The organism is Lysinibacillus sp. GW821-FHT14F06 (genome assembly GCF_058803665.1).
The window spans coordinates 35,889-54,493 of record NZ_JBXAPF010000023.1; the positions used below are offsets into that span (position 1 = coordinate 35,889).

8 protein-coding genes are annotated in these 18,605 nt (G+C 36.7%); 6 read left to right on the plus strand and 2 right to left on the minus strand.

Going from position 1 to position 18,605, the window contains the following annotated elements; all coding sequences use genetic code 11:
* Positions 1-41 precede the first annotated feature (41 nt).
* Entirely contained in the window at positions 42-5,000 is a 4,959-nt protein-coding gene (locus tag AC1RNS_RS18405) for an S-layer homology domain-containing protein (RefSeq protein WP_492994763.1), read from the plus strand.
* 343 nt (positions 5,001-5,343) lie between these two features.
* Here the strand turns inward: AC1RNS_RS18405 and AC1RNS_RS18410 are convergent, their stop codons facing one another.
* Positions 5,344-6,645 (minus strand): hypothetical protein, encoded by a 1,302-nt coding sequence (locus AC1RNS_RS18410; RefSeq protein WP_492994765.1) that lies wholly within the window; start codon positions 6,643-6,645, stop codon positions 5,344-5,346.
* 473 nt (positions 6,646-7,118) lie between these two features.
* On the opposite strand from AC1RNS_RS18410, the gene AC1RNS_RS18415 reads away from it, so the two are divergent.
* The 5 genes from AC1RNS_RS18415 to hepT all read left to right on the plus strand — a co-directional run bounded on the left by AC1RNS_RS18415 (position 7,119) and on the right by hepT (position 15,297).
* On the plus strand, positions 7,119-8,348 hold the full coding sequence (locus tag AC1RNS_RS18415) for an EAL and HDOD domain-containing protein (RefSeq protein ID WP_492994766.1): 1,230 nt from the start codon (positions 7,119-7,121) through the stop codon (positions 8,346-8,348).
* A gap of 540 nt (positions 8,349-8,888) precedes the next feature.
* Positions 8,889-14,018: an S-layer homology domain-containing protein gene (locus AC1RNS_RS18420; RefSeq protein WP_492994767.1), complete on the plus strand. Its 5,130-nt coding sequence runs from the start codon at positions 8,889-8,891 to the stop codon at positions 14,016-14,018.
* A gap of 25 nt (positions 14,019-14,043) precedes the next feature.
* Positions 14,044-14,226, plus strand: coding sequence for a hypothetical protein (locus tag AC1RNS_RS18425; RefSeq protein ID WP_492994768.1), 183 nt, complete (start codon positions 14,044-14,046; stop codon positions 14,224-14,226).
* A 260-nt stretch (positions 14,227-14,486) separates the two neighbouring features.
* Positions 14,487-14,900: a type VII toxin-antitoxin system MntA family adenylyltransferase antitoxin gene (mntA, locus tag AC1RNS_RS18430; protein ID WP_492994804.1), complete on the plus strand. Its 414-nt coding sequence runs from the start codon at positions 14,487-14,489 to the stop codon at positions 14,898-14,900.
* Positions 14,893-15,297, plus strand: a complete 405-nt coding sequence (gene hepT / locus AC1RNS_RS18435) for a type VII toxin-antitoxin system HepT family RNase toxin (protein WP_492994806.1) — start codon at positions 14,893-14,895, stop codon at positions 15,295-15,297. Before mntA ends, hepT begins: the two co-directional genes overlap by 8 nt.
* Before the next feature lie 161 nt (positions 15,298-15,458).
* On the opposite strand, the gene AC1RNS_RS18440 is transcribed toward hepT, so the two are convergent.
* A complete protein-coding gene (locus AC1RNS_RS18440) occupies positions 15,459-18,533 on the minus strand; it encodes a hybrid sensor histidine kinase/response regulator (RefSeq protein ID WP_492994769.1) in 3,075 nt (1,024 codons plus the stop codon).
* Positions 18,534-18,605: the final 72 nt, after the last annotated feature.

Below are 18,605 nucleotides of genomic sequence, written 5' to 3' on the forward strand. Positions count from 1 at the left end.
TTAAATGAAGGGTGTGAAACAACCAAGAAGGAGAATATTAAATGGGAAAAAAGATATTTACAATAACCTTATGTTTGATGTTAATCGCTTTTAGCCAATTGACAGGAATAGGGTTCGTATCACCTTTAAAAGTGGAGGCAGCCGCTTGCGATTCTCCCGATTTCCCGAAGTGTATACAGGATTTAACACAAGCTTCGTGGAAAGATGATACAAATAATGGCTTTGTAGTGAGTGGTATTCCTGGTGATGATGGTATTAATATATTCAAGTATAGCAATGGATCACAATTTCCAGCTGGTTATTATTTTGATGCAGATGAACATTCCCCACCAAAATCAATTAGAATTTCTGCTGGAGAAAGCTTTGCAGGTGGTATCTTCGATTTAAAATCATTAAAAATTAATACGATTAATAAACATCCTGAAAACGATGCATTGTCCTTAACAATTCAAGGGTATGATGGAGCAGGAAACCCAAAAGGAAATCCAGTAACTTTTAAGACAGTTGCAAATCATGAGCCTATATATGATATTCCTATTAATATAGAGGGTATTAACTCATTTGTAATAACTGCGAGTGTTAAATTTATACCCGTTGTAAATGCGGGACTATGGGATTTAACTTTTACTCAATTTACGATTGATATCCCAAATAATAATCCGCCAACAATTACAAATGGTGCTATTGCTACCTCAAACATTACTACATCAGAAGTACAGTTGGGCTGGGCTAAAGCCTCTGATGATATAACAACACAAGGGGACTTAGAATATCGAGTCTATCAATCTAGTAGTAATAATATTGGTACGGTTAGTACAATTGAATCGAATGGGACACCGTTAGGCGGCTACACCAAAGATATTACTTCCTTTAATGTGGCAGGTCTTGCTGCCAATACTACCTATTATTTTAATGTCATTGTCAAAGATACTGATGGCAATAAGAGCGCATATATGATGCAGCAGGTAACAACCCTAGCATTAAATAAGCCACCGACATCCAGTAATGGAACCGTAAATGTAAATGAGGGTCAAGTGTATACATTTAATAGTACTTCCTTTGCTTTTTCTGATGAAGATGCTGGAGATACTTTGCAACAGATTCAAATCTCTACAATCCCAAATAGCGGGCAGCTCTTCCTCGATAGCAATAATAATCAGCAATTTGATGGTGGGGAAGCTATTACAAATGGAATGACAATCAGTAAGGCTAATTTAGATGCTAGTAAATTAAAATATGTTACTGAAAATGGTTCTAATTCATTTTTTACATTTATGGTAAGCGATGGGGTTAATTATAGTACTAACTATACAATGAATCTAGTCGTCAATGCGCGTCCAGCCGTGATAATTTCATCAAATAATTCTAGTCCAACAAATAGCAATCCAATTCTTATAACTATGGTATTTAGTGAGTCAGTGACAGGCTTTACGGTTGATGATATAGCTGTTACAAATGGAAATGCTACATCACTGACAGGAAGTGGTACCACATATACGGCCCAAATATCACCTAGTGCGGATGGAGCTGTGAAAATCAAAATTCCAGAAAAGGTTGCTGCAAATAGCGGTGGTGCATTGAATAAAGCATCAAATGAATTACAAATAATCTATGACGGTACACCACCAACTAATATTGGACTCAATAATACTACTGTACAAGAAAATAAGCCGATTGGTACAACTGTTGGTACATTGACAGCAACAGATTCAGGAAGCTCACAAACATTCACGTATTCATTACAATCAGGGGATACGAGCTTCTTTACGATAAATGGAAATGTATTAAGAACCAATGCGCTGTTTGCATACGATACGAAAAATAGCTATAAGATTACAATCAGAGTAACAGATGAGGCTGGCAATACGTTTGATAAGGAGTTTACAATCCAGATTACTAAAAATCACGCACCAACAGGCTCTATCATTGTTAACAGTGGGCAAATCTCGACAAGTTCTATAAATGTTACCTTAACTTTGACGGCAACAGATTTAGAAGGAGAAGCGATAGAAATGCGCTTTTCGAATGATGGTATTACTTGGTCCAGTTGGGAGTCAAAAGTATCTACGAAAAGTTGGACATTGTCAAATGGAGAAGGTAGTAAAACAGTTTATATGCAACTAAGGGATACTGCTGGCAATATATCAAATGCATTCTCAGATACAATTGTTCTAGATACAACACCACCAGTCATAACAGGGGTTACAAATAACGGTGTTTATAACACTGACGTAACAATTAGTCTTAATGAAGGAACGGCTACCCTGAATGGAGCAGCTTTCACAAGTGGAGCCACTGTAAGTACATCTGGAAATTATACTTTAGTAGCAACAGATAGCGCAGGTAATACCACAACCATTACATTTGTGATTGATAAAACTCTGCCAAAGGCTGTAGAGGTGAAGATTAAATCTAATAATCTAGATCCGACAAAGGCTAAACTAGGAGATACTATCACATTAACAATGAAAACAGATAAAAATATCCAAGCACCGACAATTACCATTGCGGGGAAAACTGCAACTGTAACGGGAGCCGCCACAAACTGGCAGGCAACATATGTTATAGCGAATGGTGATTTAGAGGGAACAGCACCTTTTACAATTAACTTTAAAGATTTGCTAGGCAATTCAGCAACGGAGGTAACTGGCGTAACTGATGGAAGCTATGTCATAGTCGATGGCATAAAGCCAACTGTGAAGAAGGTGGCAATGGCTTCAAATAATGCTAATCCAGCAGTTGCTAAGGTAGATGATGTAATCACAATCGACTTTGAGACAAGTGAGGACATTCAATCACCAGATGTAACAATCCTAGGACAAACAGCAAATGTAAATGATAAAGGTGATGGGAATGCTAAAACATGGCAAGCAAGCTATACATTGAAATCTGGAGACGCAGAGGGACCCATTATCTTTACAATTGATTATCAAGATATAGCGGGGAATGAGGGCTTACAGGTAACAGAGGTTTCATCAGGAACAATTGTGATGTTTGATAAAAAGTCTCCTGAAATAACAACCTATTTCCCAGCGCATCAGGCAATTAATGTACAGCCTACAGATAATCTTGTATTAACATTTGATGAAAAGGTCTTACCTGTAACTAGTAAAAATATGGTCATTCGAAATGCTTCGGATAATCAAATTGTCGAAACAATTGGTGTTACACAAGCAAATGTTTCTATCGTTGATGAAACTGTGACAATTAATCCTTCAGTTGATTTAGCCCATAACACGGCTTACAGCATTCAAATTGATGCAGGAGCATTTACTGATTCAGCGGGCAATGCGTATATAGGTATTACTGATAATAGTACATGGAATTTTACCACTGCCATACTATCGACATACACAGTTACGTATGATGGTAACGGAGCTAGCGGTGGGAAAGTACCAACCGATTCGAAGCAGTATAAAACTCAGGAGACAATCACAGTACAGGGCAATACAGGTAATTTAATGAAAACAGGCTATACATTTGTAGGGTGGAATACGAAGGTTGATGGAAAAGGTGTTACTTATAAAAATGGGCAAACAATTCAAATGGGGAAAGAGAATTTGATATTGTATGCTTTATGGTCTAAAAATAATGTACCAGGAGATGGAGGATCATCAACGCCGAGTCCTACTCCAGCACCTGACCCAAGTCCTGAACCTGTTACGCCAAATAATCAATTAAAGGTGAATGTTGTCGATCCAAGTAAGCCAGACGAGGTGCTCGTACAAACCGTTTTAACACGTGTATTTAGTAATGGTAGCTTCCAGGATACAGTAAACTTTACAGTAGCAAATGCAAACGAGTTTCTTCGAAAATTAGCAAATAAGGATGAAAAAAGATCTAGACTTGTGATACCTAATATGGAACAGCCGGCAAGTGAAACAAAGGTGATACTTGCTAGAGAGGCTGCTAAACGATTAACGGAGGGCAAATCACATTTCGGTATAGATATGGGAATAGTCAAAATAGATGTTCCTTTTGCTTCAATGAATGATTTCCATGAAGATATTTATTTCCGAATTGTACCGATTAAGGATGCAGTGCTGCAGAAAGCTATCGAAGACCGGGCTAAACAAACAAAAATAGTGTTACAACAGAGTAATGGCGCTAATGTAAAGCTCGTTGGTCAGCCAATATCTATTGACACAAATCTACAAAATCGTCAGGTAACATTGCTACTACCATTACCAGCGAATCTCACATCAGCTCAACGAGAAAATATGATGGTCTACGTAGAGCACAGTAATGGAACAGCCGAAATAATACGTGGGCGTTTTGCAGAATTTACGAAAGGGCAAACAGGTATTGTCTTTGACGTACAGCACTTTTCTACATTTTCTTTACTTTATGTAGAACAAGTGCAGGAGGAAGAACAACCTGAGGAAGAACCAATAGAGGTAGACGAAACATTTGCCTCATATATTCAAGGATACACAGATAGCACTTTCCGTCCGAATGCAAATGTCACACGTGCACAAATGGCAGCGATGCTGGCAAGAAACCTAAGTAACAATCATGTACCAGATGCATCTAATCTATTTTATGAGGATACAGCTGCTTCTTGGGCAAAAAATGATATTGAGTATATTCGTACACAAGGAATCATGCAAGGACGTCATGATCGTTCATTTGGTCCGAATGATATGATTACTAGAGCCCAAATGGCGGTTATTGCTGTGAGGTGGATTGATAAGCAATGTGTAGAAGAATCTACAGATACCCCATATTGTGAAGTGACGGCAAGTGGCGAAACATATAGTGATGTGGCTTCTACGCATTGGGCGGCAAAAGAAATCGATCGCATAAGCGCAATGGGAATAATGGTTGGCTCAGGCAATGGTGAATTTAGACCTGAAGAGAAACTAACACGTGCACAGGCAGTAAAGGTACTAAATCGAATCTTTAATCGTCCAATACCGACTGAGGACACAGAACAAATCTTCAAGGATATACCAAAAGAGCATTGGGCTTACTTTGAGATTCAAGCTGCAGCAAAATAAGATCAATAAAATAAGCATATTAGGTGGAAAATGCCTAGTGTGCTTTTGTTTTACCGAAAACATAAGAAAGTTTTAATTTTGAGGGGGGATTGCTGAATTGAAGGGAATATATGCACGATTGACTAGTATTCATGCTAGATAGAAAACTATTTATGCTAATAAAGTCTATGGTCATTTGCCTTTTACAAGACAACTGTGGTAGTAACAACAAAAACGCCTGAGCCATCTTCATTAAACATTTATTCCCATTGAAAAACTTTATGGACTTAATAGTTTTTCAATGAAAAGAAACACGCTAGGAGAATACTGCCTAGCGTGCTTTAAATTCGAGCATAAACATCAATTAATTTCTTACAATTTGGAATGTACCAGATGTAGTTGTTTGAATATAAATTCGATTGCCATCAATTGTATAGTCAGCTGGCATTCTTTCTCCGAATTCATCTATACGAACAATATAGGAGTTGGAAGGTATATTTTCAATAACAATTTCCATATCAGCCTCGTATTTAACAGGTTTTTTATTTAATGTTGCCTGGAAATTGATACGATTCAAACTTCGTGTAACTTGAATATCCATCACGCCACTATCCTCATTTAGAAGAGTTTCTAGCGGTGGAATGATGACCGTCATATTGGCTTTAGTTGTTAGCACGTATCGTTCTGTATCTATTTCAGAGTCAGCGACATTTATTTTAGCTTTATAGGTATTTTTGCTTTTAGTCATTTCTGTAGTTTTACCTGGTACAGCGGCTGTATCTGATAAAGTCGGCGTTTTTGTCCCTTTTCCATTCGTTGATAGTGAATATTTGCCATTTACATAGTCTACTAATGTCCAGGCATTTGGAACAAGCTGCTGTTGTACAGGTGTCAGGGCCTCGAATGTTGTTTTGACTGTTTGAACATCCTGAGCAGTGGAAGTTTTAGGTGATAGACCTTTAATGGCATTTTCTACTTCCTTCGCTACAGTTTTATCTTTTGCAACAAGTTGCTCAGCATCTAGTAAAAGCTGTTCGATCCCAGAAGGTAAGGAAATGTTCGAATATTTTCGTAACGCATTCAGCTCAGCTCTGGCATCAGCGACATCTTTATGGAAGTTAGTACGAGACGAGTTTAATAATTTAATTTTATTGACCACTTTATCGGTGGAAGTATTCGGCAAGATAGAAGATGTCAATGTCTTTTGTGTTTGTGCGCTTACATAGGTTTTTTGTGCAGCATTCAACGTATTATACCAATCTCTTGTTTCTAAGACATTTTGATAATAATTTACAGAAGTCGATTCAACAGAAGCTAATTTCTCTTCAATCTGCGCAGCAAGCCTGCGATACGCAATTCTCGTTTGTTGATGAGCAGAAAGCGTAGAATAATTAGTAACATATTGTTTTTCGTTTTCATTTAAGGCGTTATAGGCTTTAAGAGCAGATTCTAACGACGTTTGGAAAGAAGCTGTTGTGTTATTGATATTTGAAATAAGGTGAATAACATTGGCGACATTTGAGTTATAATTTGCAACATTGTATATGTAGGCTGCTGTAGGCTGGTTTGAGAAATCGGTTGCAGCAGCTGTTGTAGCAGGTGTTGTATAAATAAGTGAAGGGACTGCAACTAGGGCTAGTAATGCTAGTCTTTTTTTGTTTGTCATAATATAAGAAAACCTCCTATTGGAAAAGTTGGATGGCTGATTAGTCCTAAGTGAAAAACTGGGCCTTGGATGTTAGAATATTATTCGATGATTGAATTAATCTATAAATACAAATTTTCCAGCCTAAGTTATGATGTTAAACCAATTTTATCATAGTTTAGGATTTTTTTATGTATATTTTGAGCGAATAGGTCAATAGGCTATACGTTTTTAATTGACTTCGTGTCTTATGTACTTAATACGAAGAAGCAAAGGCAGGCTAGGGGGAACCTTAGCCTGCTTTTTTTAATAGGGACGGATAGAATCTGCAAAGTGGTGGATAGAATGATCGAACTGAAGGATAGCCCAATGTCCTTGCAGAATTCGTTTGAGGTTTGTTCAGAAACTGTTTAGATTGAAATGTTAATATATAAATATTAAATGATAGAAAATGTTCCATTTATTCATTAATTACACAAAAATGGAGGATTGAAATGGAAGTATTTATCGGTAGACAGCCAATTTTTAACCTTCATGAACAAGTTGTTGCATATGAATTATTATATCGTAGTAAAAACGGAAATACTTTTCCGATGGTTGATTCAGATGCGGCCACAGTTGATGTACTAGTAAACTCCTTTCTTTCAATTGGTATTGAAGAGGTAACAAAAGGTAAGCCTTGTTTTGTGAACTTTACTGAAAACTTGCTCATGGGCTCGATTAATGAATATTTGAATCCATCAGAGGTTGTTATTGAGATATTAGAGGATGTTCCGCTTACACTACAATTAGTAGAGAGAGTAATCGAGCTGAAATCGAAAGGATATAAAATAGCATTAGATGATTTTATATTGGATGAGCATGTACAAATTTATGATGAACTGTTCGCCCATATTGATTATATAAAAGTTGATTTTTTATCGTCACCATTACTCAAGAGAATGGAAATTGAAAATAAAGTGAAGGAAAATTTCCCACATATTAAGCTGCTCGCAGAAAAAGTGGAGACACGTAATCAATTTGAAGTTGCAAAACACTCAGGCTATGAGTTATTCCAAGGCTATTTCTTTGAACAACCCCAAATAATTAAAGCTACAGATATACCAGCGAATACCCTTCAATACTTCTACATTATTACTCTACTAAAGGAAGAGGAACCTAATATACAGTTACTAGCTGATAATATTGAGAGAGATCTTTCATTAACGTATAAATTATTGCAAATGATTGACAATTCTTCTAGACGTTCTAAATCCAAAGTGCGCTCTATAAAACAAGCGATAGTACTGATCGGGATATCAAATTTACGCAAGTGGATTTACTTATTAGCTATGCGAGAAATTGATATAAATACTGATACGGATCTCTTTAAAGAGGTCATGCGTACATCATTATTCCGTGCGAAGGTATGTGAAAGATTGGCGAAACTCTCCAATAAGCAAAACTTCTCAGAATACTTTTTGGTAGGCATGTTTTCATTAATAGATACTTTGCTACAAAGACCGATCGATGTAATTTTACAACAGCTGCCATTTTCAGAAGACATAACGAACACTATTTTTGGTCATCAAACTGAGATGACACCGTATCTTGAATTCAGTATTGCCTTGGGTAAATTAGATTGGTCTAACCTTGAGGAATTAGCTCCTCAATTAAATATTGATTTGGCAAACATCGATCTTTTATACCATGAAGCAATGGAATGGGCGGAAAAACCATTTTAAAAACAGTAGAAATCAGTTGACTTCGATATGCTGACTGAAGTCATCTTTTTTATTGTCTTTTGTTTTCGTGTTTGGTTGTAATGATCCATGTAGGTTCAGCCACCGAATTTAAAGGTACAAAAGCATTGAGCAAATCGCGCGGTAGGCATTATTAATGGTCTCCAGGGCGGCAGCTTTGTACCAACTGCGTGCCCTAACACATGAGCAAGCCGTTTTGTTGATGAACCGTATATTGAACGCGGTACATTAAATGGCGTGAAAGCACCAAGTTTCCCAGATGTAAAAGCAATTCACCAGGTGTTTGATGAATGAAGAGGCAGCGAAATCTCACGCATATTTTATCGATGAAGATGAGAATGAGCAGTTATCGAAATAGAATTAATGAGGAGGCATCTCAATACATGGGATGCCTCTTTCTGTTTGCTTCAATGAAACCACGTTTTTATCAGTTGTATATGTTTTGTATATGTCCATTTCTTATAGTTAGGATAAGGAATTCTGTAAATGACTATGAATCTATTGAAAAGGAGCGGATTACAGATGAAAAATAGTACAAAATTATATGATAAATTATTTAAAACAGCAATGGCAACAGCAATTGCTACAAGTGCGATTGCTGTTGTAGTACCTGAAACTACAAAGGCAAGTACAGATGAGGAAGTTTTTAGTGATGTAAAAACAGCCTCGGACTATTATCAATATGTCAATGAGTTATTTGAACGTGGCTTTGTTAGCGGCTATCCAGATGGCTCATTTAAGCCAACAGGTCTATTAACACGTGCCCAAGCGTCAAAAATACTAGCACTAAATCTAGGACTAGATGTGACAAAAACGTTTAACCATACATTTAACGATATACCTCAAAACGATTGGGCCTATCCATATGTCGCTGCTTTAAAAGAGGCTGGGGTTATTGATGGCTATCCAGATGGAGCGTTTAGACCAAATGCACCGATTACACGTAGTCAAATGGCTAAGATTATTGTTAATGGCTATGGGCTCAAGCCAGCTACAGAAATCACGTTCCCATTCACAGATATAGCTACTGATGACTGGGCGGCGCCTTACATTCAAGCATTATTTGATGCAGGAATTACAATTGGTCAAACAGCAACAACTTATGGTGGGTATGCGACGGTAACACGTGCTAATATGGCGGCATTTACTATTCGCTCTGAGATAACAACAGAGTATCGTGATAACCGCAGTCCTGATGAAAATATTATATCCTCTATTAAAGATAATAAGATTACGATTGGTGGACAAGAATATTATATTAAGAAGGAACTACAGCCATTACTTCATGAGCGTAATCTAGCTGTTTTAAATGAAGCTAACCTAGACTTTATAAAAATTGGAACTAAAATTGTAGGAATTCGCAATGTTGAATTATTAAATGGTGGAACAGCCGAGCAACCACTTGTATTAGATTTAGCAGGTGGTGCAGTGGATACAAATATCACGATTGCAGGCGACTATATAAAAATTGTAAATGCCAATGTTACTGGAGATATTACAGTAAAGCAAGGTGATCAAAAATTAGTCGAATTTAACGGTCTTGACTTAAATGGTCGTTTAATTATCGAAGGAGACACTAAACACCAGCAGGAATCGGTTGTGAAAATGACAGACACAACGGTAAATGAAGTGATTGTAAATCGTGATCAAACCAAAATTATTACAGATAACTCTACACCTACTATTAAAATCGATAGCAATGTCTCTCAGGTAGAAATTGCCGGTAAAATTAATGCTATTGATTTCATCGGGAAACAAGATGTATTAGTAAAAGGAACATTGGAAACACAGGAATTAACGATTGAAACGCCAATTAAAGTAACTCTTGAAAATAAAGTACAGCTACCATCAGTGGAAACACAGCAATATGGTAGTCAACTCATCGTGCCAACTGATAGTACGATTGGCAGATTAACGAAACCAAGCAATGTCAAGCCTGAAGAAGCGGTGAAGTTGCCTGAAGGTGGTACACCAAAAATTGGTATGGTTACAGATAAAGCAGAGGTAGAGCGTCCAACAACACCTGTCACACCTCCAGTTACCCCACCAACAACAGGCGGTGGTTCAACAGGTGGCTCGGGTGGTGGAACAGTTACTCCATCATTTGTTTCTCAAGTTACTACAGCCAACAATATAATAGATGCAGAAAACAAAGATGCATCAGCAGTGGGTATGGTAGGCACAAAGGTTACAACAAACAACTCGAATGTAGCAACAGCGACAATAAAAGATGGCAAAATTCATATTACATCTGTAGGACCTGGAACGGCTACGCTTATAGTGAAAGAGGATGCACCGTCTACAAAAGAAGCACAAATCTTTGTGGTGGTAGATGCTTACGGTAAAATTAGCTACACAATTAAACGCCCAGAAACGGATTCATTTGTTTCGGAAACAGCAACAGCTAACAATATTGTAGATGCAGAAAACAAAGATGCATCAGCAGTGGGTATGGTGGGCACAACAGTTACAACAAGCAACTCGAATGTAGCAACGGCGACAATAAAAGATGGCAAAATTAATATCACATCTGTAGGACCTGGTACAGCTACGATTACAGTAAAAGAAGATGCACCTTCTGAAAAAGAAGCACAGATTCTAGTGACAGTAGATGCGAATGGTAAAATTACGCAAAAAATTAAACGGCCAATTGAAGTAGCACAATATAAATTAACAGCGAAGCCTACACCAGCCCCAGCAGAATTAGTAGAAATTTATAAAGCCATTGATATCAAAGGTATTACGCCAGAAAATGTAACAGATGTAACAAAGGCTGTGAAAGATGCCATTACAGCTAAAGGTGGTAGCTTAACAGAGGAAGAGCTAAAACTAGTAGTGGACACAGCTTTACTACCATATTTGATTAAAAAGGATAATGAAAGCTTAGAAAAAGTATCTACACCGCTTGAATTAATAACAACAGGTCCTAATGGTACAAGCTTTACATGGCAATCTGTAGAAAAAATCGGTAACCATAATGGCGATATCGACCTTGCAACAGGCAATGTAACACGTGATGATGCAGATGATAACAATGACAAGGTAAAATTACATGTAACAGCAACAAACGGTGCAGCAACAAAAGCAGAGGAAATCGACACTACTATTTTAGAAATGAAAAAGCCATATTTGATAAGTGCTACACTACAGGATAACGATGGTGATGGCGACACATCCACTGGCGACCGTATCATATTAAAATTTAGTGAGCGAGTTGGTATTACAGATAATATAAATATGGATGGTATTGATGCATCATTGTTCGGAGTAGATGGCATCTTTGGTGTAACAAACGAAGGCTCTTGGTCTGAGGATGGCACAACTTTAACGATGGTAGTTGGTACGGGCGCTACCCTAAAGGTAAATAATGATATTACATTACAAGCAGGCAAAGTGATAGATAAAAATGGTACAGAAAGTGGTACAAATACAGTGCAATTACAGCTTGCACCCTATGAATATACAATTGTTACACCAAATGTAACAGGTGAATTCTATTATGATAACTCAGGTAAGATTGTGAGTGAAGCTGCTGAACAGGTTCCAAATACAATTACCTTCTCACGTAATGGTCAACCAATAACGGATGCTACTGTTACTTATGGTGATGAAGATGTAGCGACAGGTACAATCGCATCAGGTTTATTTACATTAAAATCTATTAATGTAACTCGAAATGGTAAGACAGAAAAGGTAACATTTGCAAATGGTGAAAGTATTTCAGTTAATACGGCACCAGTGCTAAATATTATTAGTGCTACAGAATTTACAGCTGGTGTAAATAGTTCCTATGTACAAAATGGTTATGTAAAAACAGTGAAAGTGGCAGATACTGTTGCAGCCCCTATTATTGTAAGTGCAACACAAACTTTAGCTCATCCAGTTATCATTGATGGGAAAGACAAACTAGAACTGACTAGTGGAGTAGCCGTTACTGCTACAAAAGATGAGGTGCAATTAAAAAATCTAAAAGTATCAGGTAATCAGAATGGTGCTCAGACTGCACTTGCTAGAGGTTCAATTAAGTTAGCTGGAGAAACAAAGCTCACACTAGACAATGTTGATGTAAAAGGGATTGATACTGGTGGATTTGGTTTTGCAGGTATTATATTGTCAAAGGACAATGCGCAACTTGCTATCAAGGATTCAAATATTGCTGTCCAATATTCACAAGGTGGCGATAATTCAATGTCTGCATATGGTATACGTGCAGATGGCGAGAATGCTAATATTACAGTTGTTAATTCCACTATTTCTTCAAATTCGAAAGCAGGAGATGTTGGAGCATACGGCATTAAAGGTGGCGAAGGTACTACAGTTTCCATTACAGATGGCTCAGTAGGCGTGGAGGCAAATGCTTCTTATACACGTACAGTACATGGTATTCATTTAGGGAATAGCTCAAATTTAACAATAGAAGGTACAAGCACAATTAAAGTTGTTGCTCCAAATGCAAATGGTTTTGGTGTTGGAAATAATGATAAGTATGCATCTCAAAATGTCTCAACAGGTACGATATTTGATATTGATGGCTCTGCTAATGGAAAACGAAAAGCACCATATGAATATGATTTGGATGCGCTAAATAAAATCAATGCGGCATTAGCTCAAATTGATGAGGCATTGATTAAAAAAGCGAACCCTTCATTGCAAGAAGTAACAACGGATTTGAATTTACCAACTATCATGGATGATCTAGCAGTAACATGGTCAGCAGATACAGTTAATGGGGCAACAATTGCTCAGGACGGTACAGTAACGAGAAGTGCGAATGATGATATAGATGATGAGGTAACATTAACGGCAACCATTATCCAGAATGGTATGACCAAAACAAAAACGTTCCAAGTAATTATCAAAGAGAATAAAGTGCCTACGATTGTAAAAGTAGAAACAGTAGATTCAGATTCTAACGGCAAACTAGATGGATTGAAGATTACACTTAGTGAAAGTATTAAAGATTCTACGGTTGATGTAAAAGATTTCGTTATCGCTGGATACAGCAATTTAGGATTTAATACAGGAAGCACAGCAGATGATGATGAAATCTACATTACATTTGATGAAGGAGAAGTTTTCGATACAGATCAGACACCTACTCTAACATATACTGAGGGAACATTAAGTGATGTTGCTGGAAACCTACTAGGTACTGATTCAAAATTGTCAGTAGACAAGGCCAATCCAATTCTTATTGCTGTGTCCATTAATGATGATTTGTGGAGTGAATTAGGTGATATAATGACCTTGACATACAGTGAAAAAGTCATTGTAGATACTAGTAATAATTTTAAAGACAGATATACAACTGATACTACTGATGGGCATCAAATCTATTTCCCACAAGTAGATGCTATGCTTGGGTTAGACAACAATTCGTCTAACATTCTGAAATCAACATTTGAAATTGTAACTTACAACTCGAATGAAGATGCGGCAACTGTAGGCTCAAGAATTACAGTTCCAGAAATTCCGAATTCGTTGCCAAGTAATATACTTCGAATTGAAGTATCACATTCATCATTTAGATCAGGTGGAGTTCCAAATCAATCGACAATTGCACTAAAAGATTTATTTATATCTGAAATTACAGATTTAGCAAATAACCAATTAAAACATACGTCAAAAACAATGACTATTACAAAAAATTGATACACGTGTTATAGCAACAAAATGAGTGAAAGCTTCAGTAATTTCTGCAGGAACATCTGTTACTTGGACAGTCGATCAATCAAAATTTATAACACCAACATTAGATGACAAGGTTTGGTACGAATTTAATAGAGTGAAGGTTTCATTAATCAATAATGATAGAAGTAAAATGAAGGCTATATTAGAAGGTGGCCTGTCAATGCCTTAATTCTCGTTAAGGAGCAAGTTTAACATTTACAACAACTGCAGCTGAAGCAGATGTAACAGTGATGGTACAATAATTTTTTAGGATTTAAGTTATAACGATAATACTTTAAAAAGCTCAATGTGGAAGATAAATAGTTCTCTACATTGGGCTTTTCTCCTTGCTAAAATTATGTAAGGATCTATTGCCAGTTGTTTTTATTTAAACGAATAGAGCCCTTAAACATAGGGTAGAGTTTGTTATAATGATTCTAACGAATGGAGGTGTTTGATTTGCAGCAAAACTGGGAGAAAGTAGTTGTAGAAAAGCTAGCATTAGCTGTTAATCCGGCCTTTGTTATTGTTTTTGGTTCGTATGCGCAGGGGTCGGCACGGGAAGATAGTGATTTAGATATTGCGTATTTTGCAGAAAAACAGCTTTCGGCTTATGAACGTTTTATATTAGCAGGTGAAATTGCACAGTCTTGTAATGTAGATGTTGATTTAGTTGATATTAAAACGGTTGATACAGTGTTCGCAGCACAAATTTTTTCAAGTGGTAATGTCATTGATTGCAAAGATGAAAACACCTTTGTTAAAGAACGTATGAAGGCATTATCAATGTATGTGACATTAAATGAACAACGTGCGGAAATTCTAAAGGCAATTGAAGAAAGAGGTAGTGTCTATGGTGAATAATGATGTTGTTTTAAATAAAGTCGCAACAATCGAACGATGTGTGAATCGTGTTAGGGAAGTGTACGGCGATAATCCTGAAAATTTAATGGATTTTACCAAGCAGGATAGTATTATTTTAAATATTCAACGAGCATGTGAAGCTAGTATTGATTTGGCCATGCATATTGTTAGTGATTTAAAGCTAGGTTTGCCTAAAACAAGTCGAGAAGCATTTAAGTTGCTCGAGGAAAATAATATTATAAATCATGCATTAGCAAAAACCTTAATGAATATGGTTGGATTTCGCAATATTGCTGTACATGATTATCAAACAATTGAATTAAATATACTTCAAGCAATCATCGAGAATCATTTAGATGATTTTAAGGTCTATACAGCAGCGATATTGCTTGTATAACATAAAATCAACAGGCAGTAAAAATCTATGCCTGTTGTTTTGTTTGTGAAACGGATAAAATGACCGAACTGATGGATAGTAGTTTAAAAGTGATGGATAGAACCTCCAAACTGACGGATAGCCCTTCAAAACTGAAGGATAGAGCAGACTTCGCTCTATCCTTATTTTTTAGGAATTGGGAATGAGATGGTTGTGCCTTGTCCAACTGCACTTTCTATAGTTAGTTCTGCATTAAATAATTGTTTTAGGCGTTGTTGTGTATTGACAAGACCAACGCTTGTTTTCTTTTGCGGTATGGTATTATCAAAGCCAACGCCATTATCGGAAATGGCTATAGTATAATATTGCTCTACCTCTGTAATGCGAATTGTCACGTTTCCGCCTCCGCGTTTTGGTAAAATACCATGCTGGATAGCATTCTCCACGAGTGTTTGAATGGATAGAGGGGGAACCGACAGCTCCATATTCTCTGGTATATCCCAAATAACCTGAATTCTATCCCCAAAGCGAATTTGCTCAATGGCTAGATAAGAGCGCACAAGCTTTAATTCATAGTCAATAGGTACGGCCAAATCGACATTTTGGAAATCGAAGCTCATTTGTAAATAATCACTAAATGCTAATAATAGCTTCTCCATTTGCTCATTATCCACGCCATGCAACGAAATAATCGAGCTCAGTGTATTAAAGAAAAAGTGGGGCTGAATTTGTGCCTGTAGCCAAGCTGCCTCGATTCGTAGGCGTTCCTCACACGACTGCTTTACGCGAACGAGTGCATGGACCCTTGACTTAAGCTCCACATATTCCATTGGTTTTTTGACATAGTCATTCGCTCCACTTAAAAAGGCGAGCTGTATATCCACTCTTTGCTGACGTGCTGTTAGGAACAAGATGGGTAATTCAGAAATGGAGAATTGTTCACGAATTTTCTTCGCCAATTCATAGCCTGACATATGCGGCATCATAATATCGGAAATGACCAAATCAAAGCTATTATTCTGTAGCTTTTCCAGCGCTTCGGACCCACTTATTGCCGTTTCAATATCATAAGCCTCCGTAGAAAGCGCATTGGCAAGTACCTGCAGGTTTACTGCATCATCATCAACAATTAAAATTCTCGAATGGCTAGTCACTAGCGTTTCTTTTTCAGTAACCGCTGCTATTTCGTCTTCAAATTTTGAGAGACTACTTAGTAAGGAGGCATATTTAGAAAGAGAAGCATCGTTGTCAACGTTTATTTTCGTATCATTGTCCACTTGTTCATTCGTTATTGGTAATGAGAAAGTAAAGGTAGAGCCTTTGCCAACAGTGGACGACAATGACATTTTTCCTCCATGAAGGGTTACTAGCTCATGGCAAATACTTAAGCCTAGACCAAGCCCACCTCCAATAGATGTCATGCTGGAATCCGCTTGCTCATATGGTTCAAATATTCTTTCCTGTATGTCTTTTTCAATACCGATTCCCGTATCTGTAACTGAAATATACATTTTTTTACCGACCAATTCAGCATCTATAGTAATAGATCCCTTTTCTGTAAATTTAATAGCGTTATGAATTAAATTGGTGAAAATCTGAATAAGCCGAGTTTCGTCCGCTAAGACAGGCGGTAAATCTTTTGACATTTTAATAATAAGCTCTATAGGCTTTCCTTTTAGCATAAAAAGGAATATATTACTTACGCCACTTGCTAGATTATGCACATTAATGGCCTTTGGATGAAGACGGAGTGTTTTCTCTTTTAATTGCACTAAATCGAGTAAATCATCCAGCATGTAGGACATATGATTGCCAATTGTTAGAAGTAGCTTTACATCATCATTATTTTTTTCGGGAAGATCAGAATTTTGCTTCACCAATAGTGTTTGGGCAATACTCATCATGCCATGAAGCGGATTGCGAAGCTCATGTGAAGTATTTGCCAGAAAATCATCCTTTGTATCTATTTCCTTTTGGAGCTTAACAGAAAGCTTTTCGGTTTGCAGCGTTGTTTGGAAGTAACGTGTAAACCAATAAGCTGATAATGCTGTGATAGCGATCAAGAGATCAAATGGATAATGACTGTAAGGTAAGGTAGTATTCTGCCTTATTGAAAAAAATAGTGAATTACCAGCAACAGCGGTACCTGTTAATAATAAAAATACGATTCCTTTTTGTCCTTTTATTACTATATAAAGTATGAAAACAGTTATAATAATAGGAGAAACAATAAAGATTGTTGTGAAAATAATTTTGGTTTTAAAGATATACTCGATTGGGGATAGGATGATAAATACTAAATAAGTTATACATAGTATTGGAACAACATTTAATATTTTTGGTGGTTTTGAATATTCCTTCACTAATTCTCGTAGAAATAACACGAAAAATAACATATTAATAATATAGGAAAAATAAAATAGTTTATTTGCCCAAATCCAGTTAATGGGTAAGTAATTATAAATAATTTTGTTACTTGAAACGAGTACAGTTATACAAGTAAAGATAATAATCATGGCAAAATAGATGAGTGATTTACTTCGAATACCGATTCCAACAAGTAAAACAGCAAAGAGAAGATAAAATAAAAAAACTAGACATACAGCTATTTGAGTAGCGAAGGAAAAGAACTTTGATTTTTCCATTGAGTGCAAATCACCCAAAATAACCTCTTTTGTAAATCCACCCTGTGAATAACGATTTGTTTGAACGCCCTGTATAATAATCTCACTTTCATTCGAGTCTAGGGTAAAATAGTAGGTAACAGGTCTACTAATCGGGGCAGTTCGTTCATTGTCTGATTTCAGATTGCCTAGTCCACCAATTAGTTGCCCATTTACATACAGTTCGTAAGGTGCTAAACCTTCAGGTATTGTCATACCATACATCTGAGGTGCATTGTGTTGTTTTAGAATGATTAAGCGATAAGAACCATATTGGCCATCACTAAGCTCTTTAAAGTATTTATTCCAGGACTCGGGTTGGTTGGAATAAACTTTTTGTTCATCATGTACAGATGATTTTTCTGATGCGAGTAAAGTATCTGGATATAACGCCCATTCTCCTTGTAGTTTAATTTTAAAATCATAGCTTGTATCGATAGCTCTTAAATCAACGGTTCCTTGTTTTGCAGAGACTCTATCCGGAACATTTGTGAAATCAAACCAAGCAAAACGGAGTAAAGTAAGTAAGCAAAAGAATATACCAGCAATTAGAAAAATCATTAAATTTTTTGAGAGTATTTTCTTCTTCATCATAAAGAATTAATTTCGACAAAACGTTTAAAACCCCTTCAAAAGTAACGGATTTTCTATCAATTTTTTCATAAA